At 55.5% G+C, this 20589-nt stretch carries 21 protein-coding genes; 4 read left to right on the top strand and 17 right to left on the bottom strand.

Features of this window, described 5'->3' with window-relative positions; translation table 11 throughout:
- Window position 1: 1 nt before the first annotated feature.
- The 4 genes from ABNS66_RS00955 to ABNS66_RS00940 all read right to left on the bottom strand — a co-directional run bounded on the left by ABNS66_RS00955 (window position 2) and on the right by ABNS66_RS00940 (window position 4219).
- On the bottom strand, window positions 2-2320 hold the full coding sequence (locus ABNS66_RS00955) for a Tex family protein (RefSeq protein ID WP_286837439.1): 2319 nt from the start codon (window positions 2318-2320) through the stop codon (window positions 2-4).
- Window positions 2321-2386: 66 nt separating this feature from the next.
- Complete coding sequence (locus ABNS66_RS00950) at window positions 2387-3025, bottom strand: TetR/AcrR family transcriptional regulator (RefSeq protein ID WP_204994814.1); 639 nt, start codon at window positions 3023-3025, stop codon at window positions 2387-2389.
- Window positions 3026-3130: 105 nt separating this feature from the next.
- Window positions 3131-3613, bottom strand: a complete 483-nt coding sequence (locus tag ABNS66_RS00945) for a phasin family protein (RefSeq protein ID WP_036255753.1) — start codon at window positions 3611-3613, stop codon at window positions 3131-3133.
- A gap of 159 nt (window positions 3614-3772) precedes the next feature.
- Window positions 3773-4219 (bottom strand): hypothetical protein, encoded by a 447-nt coding sequence (locus ABNS66_RS00940; protein WP_027873297.1) that lies wholly within the window; start codon window positions 4217-4219, stop codon window positions 3773-3775.
- A 272-nt stretch (window positions 4220-4491) separates the two neighbouring features.
- Here ABNS66_RS00940 and ABNS66_RS00935 point away from each other — a divergent pair, with 272 nt between their 5' ends.
- Entirely contained in the window at window positions 4492-5277 is a 786-nt protein-coding gene (locus ABNS66_RS00935) for an alpha/beta hydrolase (RefSeq protein ID WP_286837436.1), read from the top strand.
- 109 nt (window positions 5278-5386) lie between these two features.
- On the opposite strand, the gene ABNS66_RS00930 is transcribed toward ABNS66_RS00935, so the two are convergent.
- From ABNS66_RS00930 to ABNS66_RS00890, 9 genes are all read right to left on the bottom strand, one after another.
- Window positions 5387-6937, bottom strand: coding sequence for a phosphoenolpyruvate carboxykinase (locus tag ABNS66_RS00930; protein WP_204994811.1), 1551 nt, complete (start codon window positions 6935-6937; stop codon window positions 5387-5389).
- A 170-nt stretch (window positions 6938-7107) separates the two neighbouring features.
- Window positions 7108-7959, bottom strand: a complete 852-nt coding sequence (gene hslO / locus ABNS66_RS00925) for an Hsp33 family molecular chaperone HslO (RefSeq protein WP_286837435.1) — start codon at window positions 7957-7959, stop codon at window positions 7108-7110.
- A gap of 10 nt (window positions 7960-7969) precedes the next feature.
- On the bottom strand, window positions 7970-8356 hold the full coding sequence (locus tag ABNS66_RS00920; RefSeq protein ID WP_286837520.1) for a S4 domain-containing protein: 387 nt from the start codon (window positions 8354-8356) through the stop codon (window positions 7970-7972).
- 8 nt (window positions 8357-8364) lie between these two features.
- Complete coding sequence (yrfG, locus tag ABNS66_RS00915) at window positions 8365-9036, bottom strand: GMP/IMP nucleotidase (protein ID WP_204994809.1); 672 nt, start codon at window positions 9034-9036, stop codon at window positions 8365-8367.
- A 29-nt stretch (window positions 9037-9065) separates the two neighbouring features.
- Complete coding sequence (locus tag ABNS66_RS00910; protein WP_204994808.1) at window positions 9066-9245, bottom strand: hypothetical protein; 180 nt, start codon at window positions 9243-9245, stop codon at window positions 9066-9068.
- Between the two features lie 203 nt (window positions 9246-9448).
- Entirely contained in the window at window positions 9449-9637 is a 189-nt protein-coding gene (locus ABNS66_RS00905; protein WP_204994807.1) for a hypothetical protein, read from the bottom strand.
- A gap of 150 nt (window positions 9638-9787) precedes the next feature.
- Complete coding sequence (locus ABNS66_RS00900; RefSeq protein WP_286837433.1) at window positions 9788-11014, bottom strand: acyl-CoA dehydrogenase family protein; 1227 nt, start codon at window positions 11012-11014, stop codon at window positions 9788-9790.
- A 15-nt stretch (window positions 11015-11029) separates the two neighbouring features.
- Window positions 11030-12136, bottom strand: a complete 1107-nt coding sequence (locus tag ABNS66_RS00895; protein ID WP_286837432.1) for an acyl-CoA dehydrogenase family protein — start codon at window positions 12134-12136, stop codon at window positions 11030-11032.
- Between the two features lie 162 nt (window positions 12137-12298).
- Window positions 12299-12877 (bottom strand): TetR/AcrR family transcriptional regulator, encoded by a 579-nt coding sequence (locus tag ABNS66_RS00890; RefSeq protein ID WP_286695216.1) that lies wholly within the window; start codon window positions 12875-12877, stop codon window positions 12299-12301.
- Window positions 12878-13131: 254 nt separating this feature from the next.
- Between ABNS66_RS00890 and ABNS66_RS00885 the strand changes: the two genes are divergently transcribed.
- Window positions 13132-14235, top strand: coding sequence for a ketoacyl-ACP synthase III (locus ABNS66_RS00885; protein ID WP_204994803.1), 1104 nt, complete (start codon window positions 13132-13134; stop codon window positions 14233-14235).
- Here ABNS66_RS00885 and ABNS66_RS00880 read toward each other — a convergent pair.
- Genes ABNS66_RS00880 through ABNS66_RS00865 form a run of 4 tightly spaced genes read right to left on the bottom strand, consistent with a single transcriptional unit; the run spans window position 14232 to window position 18577 of the window.
- The gene (locus ABNS66_RS00880; RefSeq protein WP_286837430.1) at window positions 14232-15194 is read right to left on the bottom strand and encodes an FAD-dependent oxidoreductase; all 963 of its coding nucleotides are present in this window, start codon (window positions 15192-15194) and stop codon (window positions 14232-14234) included. The two genes, ABNS66_RS00885 and ABNS66_RS00880, sit on opposite strands and share 4 nt — an antisense overlap.
- Window positions 15182-16429, bottom strand: coding sequence for a cyclopropane-fatty-acyl-phospholipid synthase family protein (locus ABNS66_RS00875; RefSeq protein WP_286837428.1), 1248 nt, complete (start codon window positions 16427-16429; stop codon window positions 15182-15184). The genes ABNS66_RS00880 and ABNS66_RS00875 overlap by 13 nt, the downstream gene beginning before the upstream one ends.
- Window positions 16430-16460: 31 nt before the next feature.
- On the bottom strand, window positions 16461-17240 hold the full coding sequence (locus ABNS66_RS00870; RefSeq protein WP_286837427.1) for a DUF1365 domain-containing protein: 780 nt from the start codon (window positions 17238-17240) through the stop codon (window positions 16461-16463).
- The gene (locus ABNS66_RS00865; RefSeq protein WP_286837425.1) at window positions 17237-18577 is read right to left on the bottom strand and encodes an NAD(P)/FAD-dependent oxidoreductase; all 1341 of its coding nucleotides are present in this window, start codon (window positions 18575-18577) and stop codon (window positions 17237-17239) included. Before ABNS66_RS00865 ends, ABNS66_RS00870 begins: the two co-directional genes overlap by 4 nt.
- A gap of 160 nt (window positions 18578-18737) precedes the next feature.
- Between ABNS66_RS00865 and ABNS66_RS00860 the strand changes: the two genes are divergently transcribed.
- Together ABNS66_RS00860 and ABNS66_RS00855 are read left to right on the top strand one after the other, a co-directional pair.
- A complete protein-coding gene (locus ABNS66_RS00860; RefSeq protein WP_286837423.1) occupies window positions 18738-19973 on the top strand; it encodes an MFS transporter in 1236 nt (411 codons plus the stop codon).
- Window positions 19966-20532: a chalcone isomerase family protein gene (locus ABNS66_RS00855; protein ID WP_286837421.1), complete on the top strand. Its 567-nt coding sequence runs from the start codon at window positions 19966-19968 to the stop codon at window positions 20530-20532. Before ABNS66_RS00860 ends, ABNS66_RS00855 begins: the two co-directional genes overlap by 8 nt.
- Window positions 20533-20589: the final 57 nt, after the last annotated feature.

Raw genomic sequence — 20589 nt, 5'->3', positions numbered from 1 at the left:
GCTACAGGCGTTTGCCTTTGCCCTGTTTCGCTTGAGCAAAGAGCGCTGCCATCGTGCCGCCGGGGGCGTTTTGCTGTTTTTTCTGCTGCTGTTTGACGTCGCGATTACTGCGTTCAGGTCGGCGGCCGCCCCTGCCCTCGGCTTGGTGGTCGCTGGCCTGATCGCTCAGGCGCATGGACAGGGCAATACGCTTACGCGCGGCGTCAACATCCATGATCTTCACTTTCACGATATCGCCGGCCTTCACAACGCTGTGAGGGTCTTTTACAAAACTCTCGGAAAGCGCAGAAATATGGACCAAGCCATCTTGATGAACGCCAATATCCACAAAGGCGCCAAAGTTGGTCACATTGGTTACTACGCCTTCCAGCACCATATCGGCTTCAAGATCAGAGATCTTTTCAATGCCATCTTTGAATTCGGCGGTTTTGAATTCCGGCCGCGGGTCGCGGCCCGGTTTATCCAGCTCGTTAATAATATCGCTGACGGTGGGGATACCGAAGCTGTCGTCGGCGTAGTCGGCGGCGTTGAGGCTTTTCAGGAAGCGACTATCACCGATCAGGTTACTGACCTCTCGACCGCAGCGCTGCACAATTTTTTCCACTACGGAGTAAGACTCTGGGTGAACCGCAGAGCTGTCCAGAGGGTTTTCACCGCCCATTACGCGTAAAAAGCCGGCGGCTTGCTCAAAGGTTTTGGCCCCAAAGCGACTAACTTCCATCAGCTGCGCGCGGTTGCGGAAGGCGCCATGCTGGTTGCGGTAGTCGACAATATTCGCCGATATCGACTGATTGAGCCCCGACACCCGCGACAACAGCGCAGGTGATGCGGTGTTCACGTCCACGCCGACGGCGTTAACACAGTCCTCAACGACGGCTTCCAGGCTGCGAGACAGCGCCGTTTGCGAGACATCGTGCTGATACTGGCCAACACCAATGGACTTGGGATCTATCTTCACCAGTTCGGCCAGCGGATCCTGCAATCGTCGGGCGATAGAAATGGCCCCGCGGATGGTTACGTCCAGGTCGGGGAATTCCCGCGCCGCGTACTCCGATGCGGAATAGATCGACGCCCCTGACTCGTTGACCATGATACTGGTACAGCCCAGTTCGGGGTGGGCGGAAAGCAGGTCTTTGACAAAGCGCTCGGTCTCGCGACTGGCGGTGCCGTTACCGATGGCGATCAATTCTATATTGTGAGTTTTAATCATCGCGAGCAGGCTGGCAGCGGCCTCCGCCTGTCGATTTTGCGGTGGATTCGGGAAAATAGCGCCGTGATCCAATACCTTGCCGGTGGCGTCAACCGCTGCGACTTTAACACCGGTACGCAGGCCGGGGTCGAGCCCGATGGTCGCACGTGGCCCTGCTGGGGCGGCGAGTAGAAGGTCTTTTAAGTTTCTGGCGAATACCTCGATAGCGCCGGCGTCGGCTTGCTCTCGAAGCCGGCCGAGCAGATCGGTTTCAAGGTGGGTGTAGAGTTTGATTCGCCAGGTCCAACGCAGTACTTCCCGTAGCCAACTGTCGGCGGGGCGACCTTGATCCTGCAGAGATAGGTGTTCTGCCAGCATCAGTTCACAGGGGTGAATTTTGGCATCTGGCTCACCCGCGACCAAGCTCAGCGCCAGAATGCCCTCATTGCGCCCGCGGAACATGGCCAAAGCGCGATGAGAAGGGGCACTTTTTAGCGGCTCGCTGTGCGCGAAATAGTCGCGAAATTTTGCGCCCTCTTCTTCTTTGCCAGCCATTACCGTGCTACTCAGCTGCGCGTTTTCCCAAAGGTAGCTACGCAGCTTGGCGATCAAGTTGGCGTCTTCGCTGAAGCGCTCCATAAGAATATATTTGGCACCGTCTAGCACGGCTTTGCTGTCGGCAAGACCCTGCTCGGCGTCGATGTAAGCGACTGCCTCAGTGTTCGGGTCGAGGTTTGGGTTGTCGAACAGGGCATTGGCCAGCGGTTCCAGGCCAGCCTCTATGGCAATTTGGCCCTTGGTGCGGCGTTTGGGTTTGTAGGGGAGATAGAGGTCTTCGAGTCGATTCTTGCTATCTGCCGCCAGAATGTCTGCCTCAAGTTCGGCGCTGAGTTTGCCCTGCTCGCGTATGCTGTTAAGAATACTGTCGCGGCGCTCTTCCATTTCGCGAAGGTAGCCTAAGCGGCTCTCCAGCTCGCGCATTTGGCTATCGTCGAGCCCGCCGGTGACTTCTTTTCGGTAACGAGAAATAAAGGGGACCGTGGCGCCGTCATCAAGCAGGTTAACAGCGGCGCTAACCTGTGATTCTTTTACGCCCAATTCCTGGGCAATACGACTCGAAATTGCTTGCATAATGTGTGGCCTGATACCGCGTAAAAACGCCACATTATGCAGAAACTTCGCGCTCGCGGCGAGGTTTTAGGCGTCTTTGGTTAATACGTCGAAAAGGGTGCAGCACTCGTCGTAGAAGTAGCGGAAGTCCGCCGTGAGATAGGGGGCAACCAGCGACATAAGATGAAAGACGCCTCGGTGGATGGTGATCTCGTCGGCGCAATTTTTCTCTCTCAGGCTGTTGTAGTTTAGCCAGAATGTGAGATTGAGTACGACGTTGTCGCAGAGGCGCGAAAGTGGTGTGCCGGTGGTGTCCAGAATTCCCGCGGCGACCAGCTCTTCGGCAACGGCTTCGGCAGCTTGTAATTTTAGATTGAGTAGTTTGCGGAAGCGACGGTCGATATCGGGGTAGCGCTGTAAAATATCGTTGAGGTTGCGGTATAAATAACGGTGCTTAAACAGTTGCTCGAAAACAATATACAGATAAAACCAAGCGTCTTGGGGACTTAGGCTTTTTTGCAGCGGGGCTTGCAGAATATCGCTGAGCTCTAGCTCAAAGGCAGAGAACAGCTCTTCGATAATTTCTTCTTTGCCGTGGAAGTGGTAGTAGAGATTGCCGGGGCTGATGTCCAGCTCATTGGCGATATCGACGGTGGTGACGTTGGCTTCGCCCTCGTCATTGAATAGGGCCAAGCTTGCCAGCAGGATTTTTTCGCGGGTTTTCATCCCTGAGTTAACCACCCATATTCATCGACAGGGCGTTAAAGTGACACGCCTGTGGGCGCTTGTCCAGAGAGGACGCGACCCGCTAAAAAGCGGGTCGCGAAGGGCTTACTCGGCAGCTTTCTTTGCAGCGGCCTTTTTCGCGGGCGCTTTTTTGGCTGCAGTTTTCTTCGCGGCAGCTTTCTTAGCGGGGGCCGCCTTTGCTGGCGCTTTGCTGGCCTTGCTCAGTGCATCGACTTTCTTGCTCAGTGCATCCAGTTTTTTCTCGAGACGCTCGAGGTCGTCGGCGCTGGCAGTGTGACCAAAGCCCAGGCTTGCGCGCATTTTGCTGATGCGCTCTTCAATGGAAATAGTCTTGCCAATATTGCTGGCTTCGCCCAGTTTTTCGCGAGCTTGCACTTCCAGTTTGTTGCCCTTGTCGACCAACTCTTTGAACAGGCGTGGGCTGTCTTTGCTTGCTTTTTCGTAGACTTCTTGTGCTTCGTCGTAGGCGCGGCCGTATGCACCAAGGCCAGCCAGCCAAATGCTTTTTGCCAGTTCACCGGCTTGAGAAGAAACGTCTTTCAGGCTTTTCTTGCTGTCGTTGCTCATAAGATTCTCCAATGTGCGAAACGTTTTTGCGCAGCAGTGAGAGTGGAGCTCCGCACTGATGCAAAAAAGCACGATGACCAAGTTGGCGCATCGTGCAAAGCATAGTTAGGGTAAGGACCTAGGGGGGTAGGCGGTCAAAGTGACCGCCAAAATGCTCAATTACGATGCAGCAGCTTCTGTTGCTACAGCATCTTCACTCTTGCGAGAAACCAAGCCTTTTACCTTTTCGAGGTTGCTTTCCAGACTTTCACGCAGCTCTTTAATGCGCACGTCTACCGCTTCGCTTTTTACTGACTCAAGCTTGGCAGTCGCTTCGGTTTTTGTTTCGTTGATCTTGGCAACAACTTGCTCTTTGCTTTCTTCAAACTTGGCAATGGCGCTGCTTTGTACTTGCTCGCCACGGCTTACCAGGCCTTCAAAAATTTCGTTGCGCTTTGCGTACAGATCTTTGTACTTAGCTTCAGTTGCCTTGATTTTTTCTTCGGTCAATTTAGCCAGCTCTTGGCTTTGCTCAAACGCTTTACCAGCCAAGCCCAGTTGAGCCAAAAATACATCTTTGGCAACAGTGTTTGCTTTCTCAACGAAGTTAGTTTTTGCGTCGCTCATAGTACGTTCCTCTCTTGGGGGATGCCCCGTAATGTGTGTTATCAGCGACGGCGCAAACTGCTGGCCGCCGGTCTCGCTGTATGGGGTGAACGTTACGCATAAAAATTAGAAAGGGCATACTAAAGTGCACGTTTCCAAACATTGTGTCGCAGAGGGTCGAATTATCTCACGGCCGGTAGGAGGTGACGGAAAGGATTGCCAGTGCCGCCGAATACTGTTTAGATAATATGACAGGGTCGCTGTTACGAACCCGAATAATAAGAGAGAAAAAGATGGAAACTAGCACTAATGCTGCGGCCTCACGCAGTACCGCGAAAGAGTTGCGTTCTCTTGCAGAGATTTTTTCGGCAATCTCCATGCGCGGTTTTCACCGTCATTTATCTTCAGGCGACGGTCACCCAGTGGTGATTGCGCCGTCATTTATGACCAGCGATGTCGCAACCTCGGTAATGCGACGAGCTTTGCGTCAAGCTGGGTTCGATGCCTATGGTTGGGAGCAGGGTCTGAATACAGGGCTGCGCGAGCAGGTTTACCTGAATTTCGAGCGCCATGTAAAGGATTTGGCGAGCCGCTATGGGCGTAAAGTCAGTCTGGTGGGGTGGAGCCTGGGTGGCATATATGCTCGCAGCCTTGCCCAGCGGAATCCCGACTTTATTCGCCAGGTGGTGACACTGGGCTCGCCGGTAAATATTCCGGAAATGCGCGGTGTATCCGGCCCTGTGTTGAAGTTATACGAAATGCTTAACCCCGGGGCGATGGATGACCCCATGCTGAATTGGCGGGAGGAGTGGTGCAGTGCGCCGCCAGTGCCTTCTACGGCGATGTATAGCGCCAGTGACGGTATTGTGGATTGGAAGTACTGCGTTCATCAGGAACCGGGCGAACAGAGCGAAAATTTACGGGTACCAGCGAGCCATATGGGGATGACCCATAATTTGGCAGTGCTGTATGCCTTGGCCGACCGTCTCTCTCAACGAGAGGGTCAGTGGCGGCCCTTTGAATTGACGGGCCTGCGCCGCCGGTTATTCCACGTGAGTGAGCACTTGGCCGTCGCGTAATACGCTAAGAGAGAAGTGCCGCAGTGACGGGCGGTTTCAGTATGAAACCGTCGCGCATAAAAAAGGGCAGCCCAAGGGCTGCCCTTTTTGCTATCCGGCTATTATTCGCTTAGCTTTTCGGGCCAGCGGCTACGATAGCGTCAGAGACGTCAAACTTGGTGATGTTCTCTTGGAACAGTTTCGCCAATTTGCTGGCTTCCTGGTCGTAGGCTGCTTCATCGCCCCACGCCTTGCGTGGGTTGATGTATTTGTCGTCTACGCCCGGAATTGCCTTGGGGATAGTCAGGTTCAGAATATCCAGTTGCTCGGTTTCTGCGCCGATCAACGCGCCACTTTGTGCAGCGGCAACCACAGCGCGAGTCACTGGGATGGGGAAGCGCGAACCGGTGCCGCCAGCTGCGCCTGAGCCGCCAGTCCAGCCGGTGTTGATCAGGTAAACCTGAGAGTCGAAGTCTTCGATACGCTTCATCAACAGTTCGGCGTATTCGCCTGCGGGACGCGGCATGAAGGGCGCACCAAAGCACGTGGAGAAAGTGGGGTGGATACCTGCTTCTGCGCCCAGCTCAGTTGAGCCAACGCGGGCGGTGTAGCCGCTCAGGAAGTGGAAAGCCGCCGCTTCTTTGGACAGGATAGAGATCGGAGGCAAAACGCCTGACACGTCACAAGTCAGGAAGATAACGGTTTTCGGTTCGCCGGCGGCATTCTCGATAACGCGTTTTTCAACGTTTTCCAGTGGGTAACAGCAGCGGCCGTTTTCCGTCAGGCTTGTGTCGTCGTAGTCTGCGGTGCGGCTGTTTTGGTCGATTACTACGTTTTCAACGATGGCGCCGAAGCGGATGGCGTCCCAGATGATGGGCTCGTTCTTCTGGCTCAGGTTGATGGTTTTAGCGTAGCAGCCGCCTTCAATATTGAATACCGAGCCCTTCGCCCAGCCGTGCTCGTCGTCGCCGATCAGGTAGCAGCTAGGGTCGGCAGACAGGGTGGTTTTACCCGTGCCAGACAGGCCAAAGAATAAGGTGGTGTTGCCTTGCTCATCGACGTTCGCTGAGCAGTGCATTGGCATAACGTCTTTCTCTGGCAGCAGGAAGTTTTGCACAGAGAACATGGCTTTCTTCATTTCACCGGCGTAACGCATGCCTGCCAGCAGTACTTTGCGCTGGGCGAAGTTAATGATGACGCAGCCGTCAGAGTTAGTGCCATCGCGCTCGGGGTCGCATACAAAGCCCGCGCAGTTCAGAATTGTCCACTCTTCCTTGGCTTTTGGGTTGTACTTCTCAGGGCGTACAAACATGTTGCGACCAAACAGGCCTTGCCAAGCGGTTTGCGTGTTAACAACAACGGGAATGTAGTGATCTTCGTGAGCGCCAACGTGCAAGTTAGAAACGAAGCGATCGTGGTCGGCGAGGTAGTCTTCTACACGGCTCCACAGCGCATCAAATTTGGCGGCGTCGAAGGGGCGGTTAACACTGCCCCAATCGATGCTGTCAGCCGTTGATGGCTCTTGAACAACAAAGCGGTCACCGGGAGAACGGCCGGTACGCTTGCCAGTGGTTACCACCAGCGCGCCTGTGTCGGCCAGTTGGCCTTCGCCGCGGGCCAGCGCTTGCTCGATTAATTGGGCGGGGGTTAAATCTTTATAAACAGTTGTTTCAGCACTCATTCTCGGTATTCCTGTCACGTCGTCCCTGGGGACATTAGGAGGTCACAGTTGATCGGGGTAAACCCCCCGCGCGGGTGGCCAGATTTTGAAGGCGGCTATTATTGCAAAAATCGCCAAGCGGCGCTAACCCTGATCGCCGCCGATCTGCGGCGATTTTGGTTTTTTTTCACTCAATGTCGAGTGTTGGGCGCTGGGTCACCAAAGAGATTGGCAATATCCCCGGCGTCAAAGTGGAATTGGCGGTGGCAGAACTCGCAGTGGCTATCTATTTTCCCCTGCTCACTGAGAATGCTCTCCAGCTCTTCTCGACCCAGAGAAACCAGTGCGGATTCCATGCGTTGCTGGCTGCAGCTACAGACGAATTTTAGCGACTTGGGCTCGAATACCCGCACCGTTTCTTGGTGGTACAGGCGGTACAGCAAGCGGTCTGCGCTGAGTGTCAGTAGCTCTTCTTGTTGAACGGTATCGGCCAGGGTGGTGAGGTGTTGCCAAACGGCGGCATCACTTTGTTGCTCCGGCAGCTCTTGTAGCAGGATACCCGCGGCGGTTTCGCCATCGGCGGATAGCCACAAGCGGGTGGCCAATTGCTCGCTCTGGCGGAAGTAGGCCTCTATACACGCGCCGAGATTCGCGCCATCTAAGCTGACAATTCCTTGATAACGTTGCCCTTTTTCAGGGTCGATAGTGATGGCTAGCTGGCCGTTGCCCAGCAGGCTATGAAAGTCCTCGCCGATCGCCTGGCCGGCGTCGCGAGCAATGCCGCGAATATCGCCGTTGGAATTTGCCTCGGCCATAATGAGTGGGACCTGACCGTCCCCGCGAACCTGCAGAATCAGGCTGCCGCGAAATTTAATGGTGACACTCAGCAGGGCTGCGGCAACCAAGAATTCCCCCAGCAAAGCCGCGACGGCTGGCGGGTAGTGGTGGTTTTCCAGCATCTCGCGATAGCTTTGCTGAATCTGGATATGCACGCCTCGCACATCACTGCCGTCGAAAATGAAGCGGTGAATTTGATCACTCATAAGGGGCTGTTTAGTCCTGTTGTTCGCGGAATCGGTGAATTTGGCGGCGCTGTTTCTTATTGGGGCGCTCGCTGCGCAGTACCCCTGCTGCAGCCCCCAGCGCTTTCCGGTCGGCTGCATTCTGCTGGCGCTTGGTGATACTGGCGTCGGTTTCGCGGTAGAGTAAGGCGGCTTCGGGCGCGCCACGCCGCTGGTCGGAGATAGCGATAATCTCGACTTCGCGCTCGTCCCAGCCGGTGCGCAGCGTTAGCATGCCGCCCACTTCTACTTCCTTGCTTACCTTGCAGCGGGCGCCATTATAATGCACTTTGCCGCCCTCTATGGCCTGTTTTGCGATGCTGCGGGTTTTGTAGAAACGGGCGGCCCACAGCCACTTATCCAGGCGAAGGCGTTGTATGTCTTTGCTCAATCTCGGTCTCGCGGTGGTATTGGCAGAATTTCGTCAAAATGCTCAATAGCGGGGTAGCATAACCCCTGGCGCAGGGGCGCGCGACTGTCGGGGCGCTTCATGGTAATTAAGTGGCGTATACCGTGGCGAGCGGCAGAGTCTAACACGGTGGCGGTATCGTCAATCAGCAGGCTGCGAGCGGGCTCGTAATGCCAGTGTTGGGCGAGCTTTTGCCAGAAGGTGTCGTCCTCCTTGGGCAGGGCGAGTTCGTGAGAGGTAATGATGCGCTGAACCCACTGACCAAGGCCGGTTTTTTCCAGCTTGATATCGAGGCCGCCCTGGTGGGCATTGGTGACCAGCCAAACATCCCGGCCGCTGCGTTGCAGGGCATTCAAAAATCGTTCTGTGCTGGGGTGCATGCGAATGAGGTGGCTAATTTCGCGTTTGAGCGCGGTGATGTCGAGTTGAAGCTCTTCAGACCAGTAGTCGAGGCAGTACCAGTTCAGTGAGCCACGCTCAGCCATGATGCGGGCGATCAGTTCTTCGCTAACGGTTTGGAGGTCGCCGCCATGAATCTCGGTGTACCGGCGGGGGAGGTGCTGTGTCCAGAAAAAATTGTCGTAGTGCAGGTCGAGTAGTGTGCCGTCCATGTCTAACAGAACGGTGTCGACGTCTTGCCAGTTAATCATAGTGCCGCGCCCTAATTGCGCGGCGAAAACTAGCGCGCCGCGTTGACTCGCATTGCCTGGTGGCTAATGGCATCTTTCATATCAATGGTTTCAGCGTAGTTCACATTGAGCCACCACTCATCGCGGTTGCTACGGAATTGATCGATAGGGCGGCCGCGATGCTTATTTTCGCTGAAGATAGAGTTTGTGCTGTTCGCTGCTGTTGCCATCACTGTGTCCTCTGCTGTGCGCTTAAGTAGTTGCGCTGTTCGAGTGTTAACCATAGTGATAGCGGCTCGGCAGCAGTATAGGGAAAAGCCCGTAATCAGTGAAGTGCTGTAGAAAAATGTGCGCTGTGCACGGTGTTAGCACACGTTGCCTTGGTTGATGTGTCACCGCATATCGGTGTTGATAATCACGTGAATTGCTGAGCTTAAGCGCGAGCGGTGTTGGCGCTGGCGTCGATGAATTCCGCGTAGTCCACGCTCAGCCACCATTCGCTGTGGTTGAGGCCTAGGCGAGAAAGACGGCGGGCGGCGGCCCGAGGTCGGAAAATGCTGTCGGTGTCTTTTTTTGCCGATAATTGCGCGTTGGAGCGGCGCTTTAAAAATTGCGTTGCCATGGTAGCCCCCAGTGATTCGGTATTTTTAATACTGGAGTGACTGTAGCAATGTCATATCTTCCTGCGTATACGCAATAGTCGGTAGCGGCATTTACCTAGGGCCTGTTAACAGGCCTGGCCGCTACCGACTATCACTTCCGTGCATGCTGGCTAAGCAGATTGGTTGCCGGATGGGATGTCTTTGAATGCCATGCCCTTATCCGCTCTGGGCTCCTGAGGCATGCCTAATACCTGTTCGGCAATGATATTGCGCATGACTTCATCGGTACCACCCGCCAGGCGAATACCGGGAGAGAACAGGGCGGTTTTCTGGAAGTGGGCCTGCTGCGGCGCGAAGTCGGGGTTCATCACCGGGCCGCTTTCACCGAGCAATTGCAGGGCATAGTTGGCAATGTCTTGATTCATCACGGCACCGACCAGTTTTCCGAGCGCGGCTTCGGCGCCGGGCATTCCCCCTTTGGCCACAGCGGTGAGCATGCGGTTGGTGGAGGCCTTGATCCCGGCGTGCTGGCAGTACCAATCGGCCAAATGCTCGCGCACAGAGGGGTTGTCGGATACTGGCTCGCCGTCTATCTGCAGCGTTTTGACTAATTGCAGGAGCTCTGGGAAGCCGTCCGGCTGGACACCGGAGATCGCAAGGCGCTCGTTCATCAGCACTAACAGCGCAGCGCCCCAGCCGCCGCCAATCTCGCCGAGCCGCTGGCTGTCTGGAATCTCGGCGTCATTGAAAAATACTTCATTAAAATGCGCGTCGCCATCCATTTGCTTGATGGGCTTAACCTCCACGCCGGGCTGGTGCATATCGATGTAAAACATCGTCATGCCGCGGTATTTAGACACCTCGGTATCGGTGCGGCACAAAATAACACCGTAGTCCGAGTGCTGGGCGCCAGAGGTCCAGATTTTCTGGCCGTTTACTACCCATTTGTTACCTTGCTTGACTGCGCTGGTGCGCAGCCCGGCGACGTCGGAGCCGGCACTCGGTTCCGAAAACATTTGGCACCAAACATCTTCAGCGCTGGCCATTCTTGGTAGCAAGTGCTGTTTTTGCTGCTCGCTGGCGAAGTGCATAATCGCCGGACCACAGTTGCCTATGCCAATAACAAAGTAGCCATCGGGCTCGGCATAATTGGCCACTTCTTGAGACCAAATCACTTTGTGGATCTGGCTCAAGCCAGCGCCGCCATACTCTTTAGGCCAGTCGAGGCAGGCAAATCCCGCGTCGGCCACTTTTTTGTACCAGCGTTTGGCATCTTCATAGCGTTCGGCCTGGGAGGGTCGACCCGCGCCGGTTTGTTTTGGGCGCGCATTGGCAGTGAGCCATTGGCGTACTTCTGCGCGAAACGCTGCTTGTTCGGGGGTATCTTTGAAGTCCATTGTCAGCTCCGGTGCTTAAGCAGTTAGCAGTTGTTCGGTGAGGCGGTTTTTCCAGACGGGGGCGCTGCCGATAACGCTTGAGAGTATCTGGGCGCGTCGGTAGTAAAGGTGGCAGTCAAACTCCCAGGTGAACCCCATGCCGCCGTGGGCCTGAATGTTCTCTTTGCTGCACAAGTAGTAGGCGTTTATTGCGCTGACGCGAGCGGTGGCGGCGGCCAGAGGCAATTCACGTTCGCCATCGGTCATGGCCCACGCCCCATAGTAGGCGTTGGATTTGGCCAGCTCTTTTGCCACAAACATGTCGGCGAGCTTGTGTTTAATCGCCTGAAAAGAGGCAACTTGGCGACCGAATGCGTAGCGGCCTTCGGTATAGGTTTTTGCCATATCAATTACGGCTTCACAGCCGCCTACTTGCTCAAAGCTGAGCAGTACGGCGGTGCGATCAAGTAGCTGTTGATAGCAATGGGAGAAATCTTCGCCACTGCCCAACGGCTCAGAGGGGGCGTCGGTAAATTGAAGTGTGGCCATTGCCTGACTGGGGTCGATTGTCGGCTGGACTTGGCGTTGTATGGCACTGTGGTTGAGGTCTGCCTTATAAAAGGCCATGCGGCCAGCGTCATCGCGCGCAGCAACAATGGCGAAATCAGCGGCGTGGCCGTGCAAAACAGCCTGAGCCGTGCCGTTCAAGACGGCGCTGCTAGCCGTGACGGTATTTATGGAACCGTGGTTGACACTGCGCGTTTCGGGCAGGGCAACACAGGCTATGGCGTCGCCGCTGGCCAACTGAGGAAGCCATTCAGCCTTCTGGGTGTCGCTGGCGCAGAGTTTTACCGCCTCGGTGGCAAGGTAGACTGAGGCGGTAAAGGGCAGTGGTGCCACTGCGCGACCCAGCTCTTGGGCGATGACGCACAGCTCCAGGTAGCCCATGCCGAGCCCCCCGAATTCTTCGTCGATCGCGATGGCAGGCCAGCCAAGCTCGGCCACCTGTTTCCACAGTGTTTCGTCATAGGCTCTCGCGTGCTCAAGGGCCTGTCGCGCGCGGTCTGGCGGGCATTCTCGGCTCAGAACGAGGCGAGCTTGGTCCTGAATGGTTTTCTGGTCGTCGGAAAAATCAAAATTCATAGATCGGCTCCCACTATTTTTATCTAATACGGCCGTATTAGTTTGTTGGATTCGCGTGCGCAATGCAGCAGTGATATGAGCCAACTAACTATAGAAGAGCGAGAAATAAAAAACGGCCACTAGAAGCTAGCGGCCGTTTAGATAAAGCGGGGGGAGCTGAGATTAGAAGCGCAGTGCGCGCATGCTGGCGTGGAATTCAGCTTTGCTCACAGGGTGCTGACGGTAAATCAGTGCCAAGCGTCCAGTTAGCGGCACGAGGTCATCAATGCTCAGGCTCTTGCCGGTTTGCGCATTGTAGTTGCGCAGCGGCTCGATGAGCAGTTCGCGCCACAGGCGGTCGGACTCATCGTTGTCGATGTGCGGCATGATCTCTGCGGAATTGCGGCCGCTGGTGATTTCCAGGCGGTTGTCCTCGGCGGGGCGGTAGTTGGCAGTAAACCAAATACACTCTTCCAGCATACGAGGGAAATCCTCTTTATATTCTGCAACGACATCCTTGAGCTGTTCGAACATGCGATTGCGCTCAATATCGACAAGCGAAGAGATGATGTCGGATTTGCCGGTGAAGTAGCGATAAACTGTCCGCCGCGTCACGTTGGCGACATTGGCAATGTCTTCGATGGTTGTAGACTTAACGCCTTTCGCTGCAAAGCAGCTTACGGCCGCCTCAAGCAGGAGTTTCTTGCCGGTTACCAGATCATCTACTCGGGCGCCATTGCCCCAACGTTTGTTCGTTTTCATACTTACCACGCTCTGAATTTACAACACGGTTCTTACAGCTTGTTTGTGTGTCACTATGCTAGCACGCTGTAATCTTGCAGATGATCAGAAAAAGGCCCAATCGACTAAGGGATTATACGTATAGCCTGTGAAGTAGTGATCATTTTGGTGCAAAACGGCCCTGCTTGCCTCTCTATATCCCGTTGGATGCGCGGCGTGACAGCAACGATCTGGCTCGGCATAATGCCGCTCATCACTGAAGAGGATACCTGTGCATGCCATACGCGACGATAACTGGATGGGGTAAATGCGTTCCCCCCGCTGTGCTGAGTAATGAAGACCTGACAACCTTCCTCGATACGTCTGATGAGTGGATCTCGACGCGTACCGGGATCAAAGAGCGCAGAATCTCTCATGTGTCCACCGCGACTCTGGCAAGCATGGCGGCAAAGCGCGCCCTGGCCGCCGCCGACCTCGACCCTGCCGAGCTGGACATGATCATTATGGGAACCGCTTGCCCGGATACGCTGATTCCGAATTCGGGGTCGTTCGTGCAGGACAGTATCGGCGCGACCAATGCGGCGGTTTTTGACCTCAATGCGGCCTGCACGGGTTTTGTTTATGGTCTAAGTGTGGGCACGGCCATGATCCGTTCTGGTGCAATGAAGAAAGTACTGGTAATCGGCGCGGATCGAATCCCCTATTTCCTCGACTACAGCATGCGCGATGTAGCGGTGCTGTTTGGCGACGGTGCGGGCGCAGTCATCCTTGAAGCAGGTGAAGAAGAAAGCGGCATGCTTGCGGAGCGTTTGGGTTGTGATGGCGACGCGCGCGATATTCTGTCGGCGCGTGATTCCGGTACCGTTCGTGAGCGCTTTGCCGGTATCGATGGTTATTACGATATCAATTTCGAGGGGCCGGAAATATTTAAACGCGCGGTGCGCGGCATGGGCCAAGCGGTAACGGACGTACTTGATAAGTGCGGGCTGGCTGCTGAAGACGTGGATGTGCTGGTCCCGCATCAGGCGAATATTCGTATTATCGAAACGCTGATGAAACGTTTGAAGGCGCCGGAAGAAAAGGTCATCGTTAATATTGAAAAATATGGCAACACTTCTGCCGCGACGGTGCCGATTGCGTTGTGTGAAGCGCTTGAGCAGGGCCGCATCAAGCCCGGCGACCACATTTTGACAGCCGCCTTTGGTGCAGGTCTAACCTGGGGGGCGGCACTCATTAAATGGGGTGATCGCGTGACGCCGCTGCGTGAATGCGAAGAAGATCTGCCGCCCTGCGATAAAACAGCGTTGGAGCTGCTGAAACCCTGGATTGACGGCAGCAATGCTGCAGCAGCCAAAAAAGCAGCCGAGGTAGATAGCTAACAGGCGCTGGCCAACCACTGTTTTACCCGCTGTACCGCGAAGGTGGCGCTGCGTAGCGCCCCTTCCGCATTGCCTCCAACGCAGTAATCCCCCGCCAATGCTATTTTCAAGCTGTCGTCAGCACGCTGTGAGTCGCTGATAACTGCTGTTTCCGGTCTGGCGAAACGCCAGCGCTGTATGTCGCTGTGTAGCAGTGGTGGCGTGGGCGCTATCGATGCCAGCTCGGTCATCACTCTATCGATAATTTCGTTATCGCTGCGTTGTTCAAAGTGGTGGCTGGCATCGTCGGTCAGCTCGATGGAATAGCAGTGCTGATGGTCCCGTCCTGGCGCGGACGACAAGCAAACAATTCGGCGCAGTATCGCGTGCGATTCAATATCGATTATTTCGCTCGGCGTCCACGCACCGTCAAATTGAACAATCACCGTCCAGCCCGCTTGCCAGGGTGATTCGGCAATGGTGAGAGAGCTGGTTGTGGGTAACAGGTCTCGCGCCTGGGGGGCGGGGGTGGCGAGAATCACCGCCGAAAAATCACCGAGATCCTCCTCTTTGTAATCGCGCAATGACAGCGTTGTTGATGTTGGGTGAATGGCGGCCACTCGTTGCCCCCGGCGAACCTCAACGCCGTCAGCCAGAGCATGGCATAGTCGGTTGTTGCTGCCCGCAGCCGTGTAGTGTGTTTGCGTCGCTTGAGGCAGTAATTTATCGTCGCGCCACTGCGCGGTGGTATATGGTTGGGCGCTGATGGCGTCCCTGGGGAAGTATTGCAACTGCTCTGGCGTCAGGGCAAGTAAGGGGGCGCCGATATCAACGTTACCCCAGGGGTGCCTGCGCCGGGCGAGTCGCCCGCCCAGGCCGCGCGACTTTTCAAAGACGGCGACGGGTAGGCCGCACTCGTTGAGCATTTTTGCGCAAAGCAGGCCGCTCAATCCGGCGCCGATGATGGCTACGGGGCGCAATGGGGCTTCTCAAGCACGAATTGATAAACATCTATCGAGCCTGCGCGAAAGCCGCCTTCGCAATAGCCAAGATAGTATTGCCACATGCGTTTAAAGCGTTGATCAAACCCCAGCGGGACGATGTCTTCCCAGCGCGCATTAAACGCTGTCGCCCAGTGCGCCAGGGTTTTGGCATATGACAGGCCGAAGGGCAGCTCGCTTTTTACGTCGAAGCCCGCTTTGCTGGCATGTGAGCGGAAGATGTCAGGGCTGGGCAGCATGCCTCCGGGGAAGATGTAGCGCTGGATAAAATCAGGGTTGTCGCGGTAGCCTTCGAAACGTTTTTCTTCAATGGTGATCACCTGTATTGCCGCTCTGCCGCCTGGTTTGAGGCGGGCATACAGGGTGTCGAAATAGGTTGGCCAGTACTGTTCACCGACAGCCTCAAGCATTTCTATGGAAACAATGTGATCGTATTGATCGCGGGTGTCGCGGTAATCGGTGAGGCTAAATTTGGCTCGGCCGCTAAGGCCGGCGTCCGCGATACGTTGCCGGGCATAGCTCAGCTGTTCTTTGGATAGGGTGATGCCGTGTAGGGAGACATCCTGTTGTTGGCAGAGTTGTTCGGCAAAGCCGCCCCAGCCGCAGCCCACTTCCAACACGCGGTCGCCACTTTGCACCGCCAGTTCGTCAATTAAGCGCTGATATTTGCGGTGCTGGGCGCTGCGCAAATCATCAATGCCCTCGTCGAATAGTGCTGACGAGTAGGTCATGCTGTCGTCCAGCCAGTGGCGATAAAAGTGATTGCCCAGATCATAGTGGTAGGCAATATTGCGCTTGCTGCCGCGCTTATTGTTTGCGTTGCGCCGGTGTTGTAGGCGTTGCAGCCACTGCTTGGTTTTGCCGCTCGCCAGCATATCGCCGAAGTGTTCCTCGTTGACCACGATCCACTCCACCAGCGCAGCCAGGTTGGGGCAATCCCAATCGCCATCCATATAGGCTTCGCTCCATCCGACAGAGCCGCCGCTAAAGGCTTTACGCAATCCTTTCCAGTTATTAAGAATCACACTGGGTGCCAGCCGCTTGTCATGTTGGTCTCCAAAGCTGAGCTGACTTTTGTTGGGTAAAGTGACTGTGAGTGAACCGATTTTGGCATTGGCGAGCGGTGCAAGCACCTTTGCCAGCAAGTTCCGTTGGCGTTTTCCCCACCAGCTGGTGCCAAGCTGGTGCTGTAATTCTATGGCGGCTGTCTTCATCGCGTATCCCGTTAACGATTACGTTTATGGTTTACGAATCATTACGAGAGACAGGGTATTTTGGTTCAGCGGGGCGGGGAAGTATTCGCATACCCTTGATATAGAGCTTAAGCGCCTGCCAGTGAATGGCAACCATCACGCTGGCGGTCATGAACGGCAGGCGGAAGAAACTGCCCAATAAATTCCAGTCGTTTAGTGTATGGCGAACACCCCGAAATACAGCGTGCAACAGCGCTTTGCCGTCCTCGGTCTCACGTATCGCAACAGCCAATCGGGAGCCTGGTTTGCGCAGCCGGAAGTGGTAAGTCGCCTCCATAGGAATAAAGGGTGAAACGTAAAACGCTTTATCGCAACGCTGGCGAATAATCTCTTTCTGGCCTTCACCTGTGGCAGTAATTAAGTAGCTATGACGCTGCCCGAAGGTGTTGCTGACCTCGTACAGTACCGCGAAGATGTCGTTACTGGCGTTGTAGCAGTAGTAAACGCTGAGGGGGTTAAAGGTGTAGCCGAGGATGCGCGGGTAGCACAGTAATTCTGCACGATGGAGGGGCTCTTCGATACCGTGCTCGCTAAGCGTTTGTTGGAGGTAGTCTTTCGGCGCCCGGCCATCGCCAGCGCCGAAGTCGCGGTAGTGAAAACTAAACAAGTTAAACCGGTTCATCGACAGCAGGCGACAGCGCGCGGCGTCTTGCTCGAGTTTATCCAGGTCAAACAGGAAGCTGTCGATACGGTAGCGAAAGCGGTGCTTTACTGGCCGAAAGCGATGGTGGAGCACTTCGCCTCGATACAGGGCGCTGCTTGCGTCACTCATGCTGCTGAACTGCTAACCTCAACAGGCAGCGGCAGATTGATACGATCGTCCTCCGGTTTTACCTGCCAGGGGCGCAGGCCGCCACCGAGGCGCTCTGCCACCGCGAGCCCCGATTGGATGCCATCCTCATGGAAGCCGTAGCCAAAATAACTGCCGCAGAACCAGCTGCGTTGCTGACCTTGCAATGCCCAGAGGTCTGTTTGCGCTGCCAGTGCCTTGCCATCGAATACCGGGTGCTGATAGCTGAACTCGCGAAAAACGTGGCGAGCGCGGGGCTCGGTCAACGGGTTTAACGAGACGACGATGGGCTCTGCGCATGGTAAATGCTGCAGGGCGTTCATCCAGTAACTTACCGAGACCTTGGTTTCACCTTGCTGGCGGTCTCCCATGTAATTCCAGCTGGACCAAACAGTCGGTCGCTTGGGGAGCAAACGAGGATCGCAATGCAACACTGCGCGATTCTCCTCGTAACGGAAGGCGCCAAGCGTCTTGCGCTCGGCCTCGCTGCTCTGGCTGAGCATCGCGAGCGCCTGATCGGCATGGCAGGCAAAGACCACCTGGTCAAAGCGATGAGCCTCTCCAGAGTCATCGACAACAATCACGTGGTCCTCGAAACGGTCAACGCGGGAAACGCCGCAGTTGAGCTTGATGTGCTGCTCGAACGGCGCAGACAGCCGTTTCACATACTCGATTGAACCGCCAACCACGGTTCGCCACGTCGGCCGATTTTTTACCTGCAGCAATCCGTGGTTTTCACAGAAGCGCAGGAATGTTTTGGCCGGATAGGCGAGCATTTGGTTTACCGGCGTTGACCAGATGGCGGCACCCATTGGCAGTAAGTGGTCGTCGCAGAAACCCGCACCGAAGCGCTCTCGTTTCAGTAGTTCTCCCAGCGACATACTGTCAGGCAAGGTTTCCATCCAGTTTTCGCTTTCTCGGTAGAAACGCAGCAAGTCCGAGAGCATTTTCCAAAAGCGAGGGCGCAGTAGGTTGCGCTTTTGCGCGAACATAGTGGCCAGTGAGTTCGAGCCGCTGTATTCGAGTCTGCCGTCGTCAAGCGACACGCCGAATGACATGTCTGTGGCGAGGCTGTCGACGCCGAGCTGCTTGAAAAGGTTAACAAGGTTGGGATAGCACTTGTCGTTGAACACGATGAAGCCGGTGTCTACCGCCGTGGTGCCCGCGGTTGTGGAGATTTCCACGGTGTTACTGTGACCGCCTATGCGATCGTCTTTTTCGAATACGGTGATGGCGTGGCCACTGCGTTGCAGAAGCCAGGCGCAGCTCAGTCCCGAGATACCTGAGCCGATGATGGCGATTCGTTGCTTAGTTGTCATAGTGCGGGCAATTCTGATCTTATGAGTTATTAGTTACGTACTCCCTCACTGTTGCGATCACTTTTCCTTGTTCTTATGTCACTTTATACGGACTTTGGGAAATAATTAACAGGGTGTTGGCTGTGCCCGTCCGTGCTCAGCGATCCAAGGAGATACTACCATGTCCCAACCCCGAAGGCTGTTTCGCTATGCCTTGCCCGGTTTACCCCTGTCCGCCCTTGGGCTGCCCTTTTATATTTACGTGCCGCTGTGGCTGGCTGAGCAGGGCAATTATGGTTATGCCTTAGTCGGAGCGGTCTTCTTTTTAGCGCGACTTGCCGATGTTGTCACAGATTTGCCCGTTGGCGCGCTGGTAGACCGGCTCGGTGCGCGAAGAATATTGTGGCTCGCTGGCTGGGTGCTCATGACACTGAGTGCGGCCTCGCTGTTATTCCTGCCTCACCCCTGGCCGACGGTTAGCCTGCTGTTGGCATTAGTAGTGTTGATGCTGGGGTGGACGCTGATTACGGTGCCCTGGCTTGCGCTACCAGTGACGCTTAGCCGGGATGACGACCAGCGTTTAGCGTTTAATAGCGCGCGAGAGGCCATGTTGCTGTTTGGCACGCTACTGGCCATGTTGGTGCCCGCGGTGTTTGCACCGGAGTACCTGATTACGGTGGCGGCCTTCATGCTTCTCCTGCTTTTGGTGGCAGTTTTATATCAGGGCAGTCATCGCCCGCCGCCGGGCACCGAAGCGGCACCTTTTCGCCATCTTTTGGCCGAGCCTCGCGTGTCGGCATTGGCCGTACCCTGGTTTTTAAACATGTTGGCGAATGCGATTCCCGGTACCGTGCTGGTGTTGTTTATGCGCGAGGTGTTGGAGGCCGAGGCAATGATTCCGGCAGCGCTTCTGAGCTATTTCCTCGCGGGTCTGCTTGCCGTGCCGCTGTGGTACGGTCTCGCGCGGCGGTGGGGTAGCTTGTTCTGCTGGCGCCTCGGGTTGGTGCTGTCGGCGGTTTTATTTAGCTTTGCCATACTGCTTGGGGCAGGCGATGCGTACTGGTTTATCGCGATTAGTGTGGGCACCGGTTTGATGCTCGGTGCGGATCAGGCAATTCCCTCAGCGATGCAGACAGGTCTGGCAAAGAAGCTGATGGCAGAAAAACCGAATACCGCCATCGCGGCCAGTCTATTTGCACTGTGGAGCATGCTGGGTAAGGCGGCGATGGGGCTGGCTGTTGGTGTGGGCTATTTATGGCTGGGTAGCCAGCTTGAACCAGAATTAGCGTCGGTGCCGCCTGATTGGGCGATCACGGCGGCTTATGTTGCGGCGCCGGTGGTATTGAAGCTGGCAGTGTTTTTCTTACTCGGACGCAAACAGCTGCGTTACTTAAGTGAAGAGGTGCACGATGCGTAAATTAGCAGGCGGTTGGCGATTTGTAGTGGTAATGACCCTGCTTGCCGGGGTGGCGGGGACCGTTCAGGCCATGAACTGGCAAACAGTGGCCGCTGACACCTATAAATTGCTCTGGAAGGAAATTACCTACACTGAGTTACAGGTGGACGGTGAGCAAGCGATGCCCGCGGAGGGAGACATTCTTACGCCCAGCTATGCCAAGCAAATTATTATTCGCTACGGCTTGTCGGTGTCTGCCGAGCGTTTTCGCAAATTGACTGATGACAGCTTGGCGGACGGCTACAGCGAGGAGGAGTTAGCACCTCATCGTCGCGCCATTGATACCTTTAATAGTTGGTATCTCGGTGTTGAAAAGGGAGACAAGTACCGGCTCAGCTGGCAGCCCGATGTTGGCTTGAGTTTGCATCACAACGAGGCTCACCTTGGCACCTTGGCAGACGCGCAGGCTGCGCAGGTGATCTTGAGCGTGTGGCTGGGACGAGCGGCGGTTAGTGAGGATCAGCGAGATTCCTTCCTGCGGCAATGGCGCAGTGCCACGAACCGGTTGGCCGATAATTAGTTATATGGATATAACGCTTCGGTCTATATAAAAAATCCAGCTTTACGACACATTTTG

This window comes from uncultured Spongiibacter sp., from assembly GCF_964011655.1.
In the GTDB taxonomy this organism is placed as follows: Bacteria; Pseudomonadota; Gammaproteobacteria; order Pseudomonadales; family Spongiibacteraceae; genus Spongiibacter; species Spongiibacter marinus.
The sequence above is the reverse complement of the archived record's forward strand: the minus strand, read 5'-3'. Positions and strand labels throughout refer to the sequence as shown.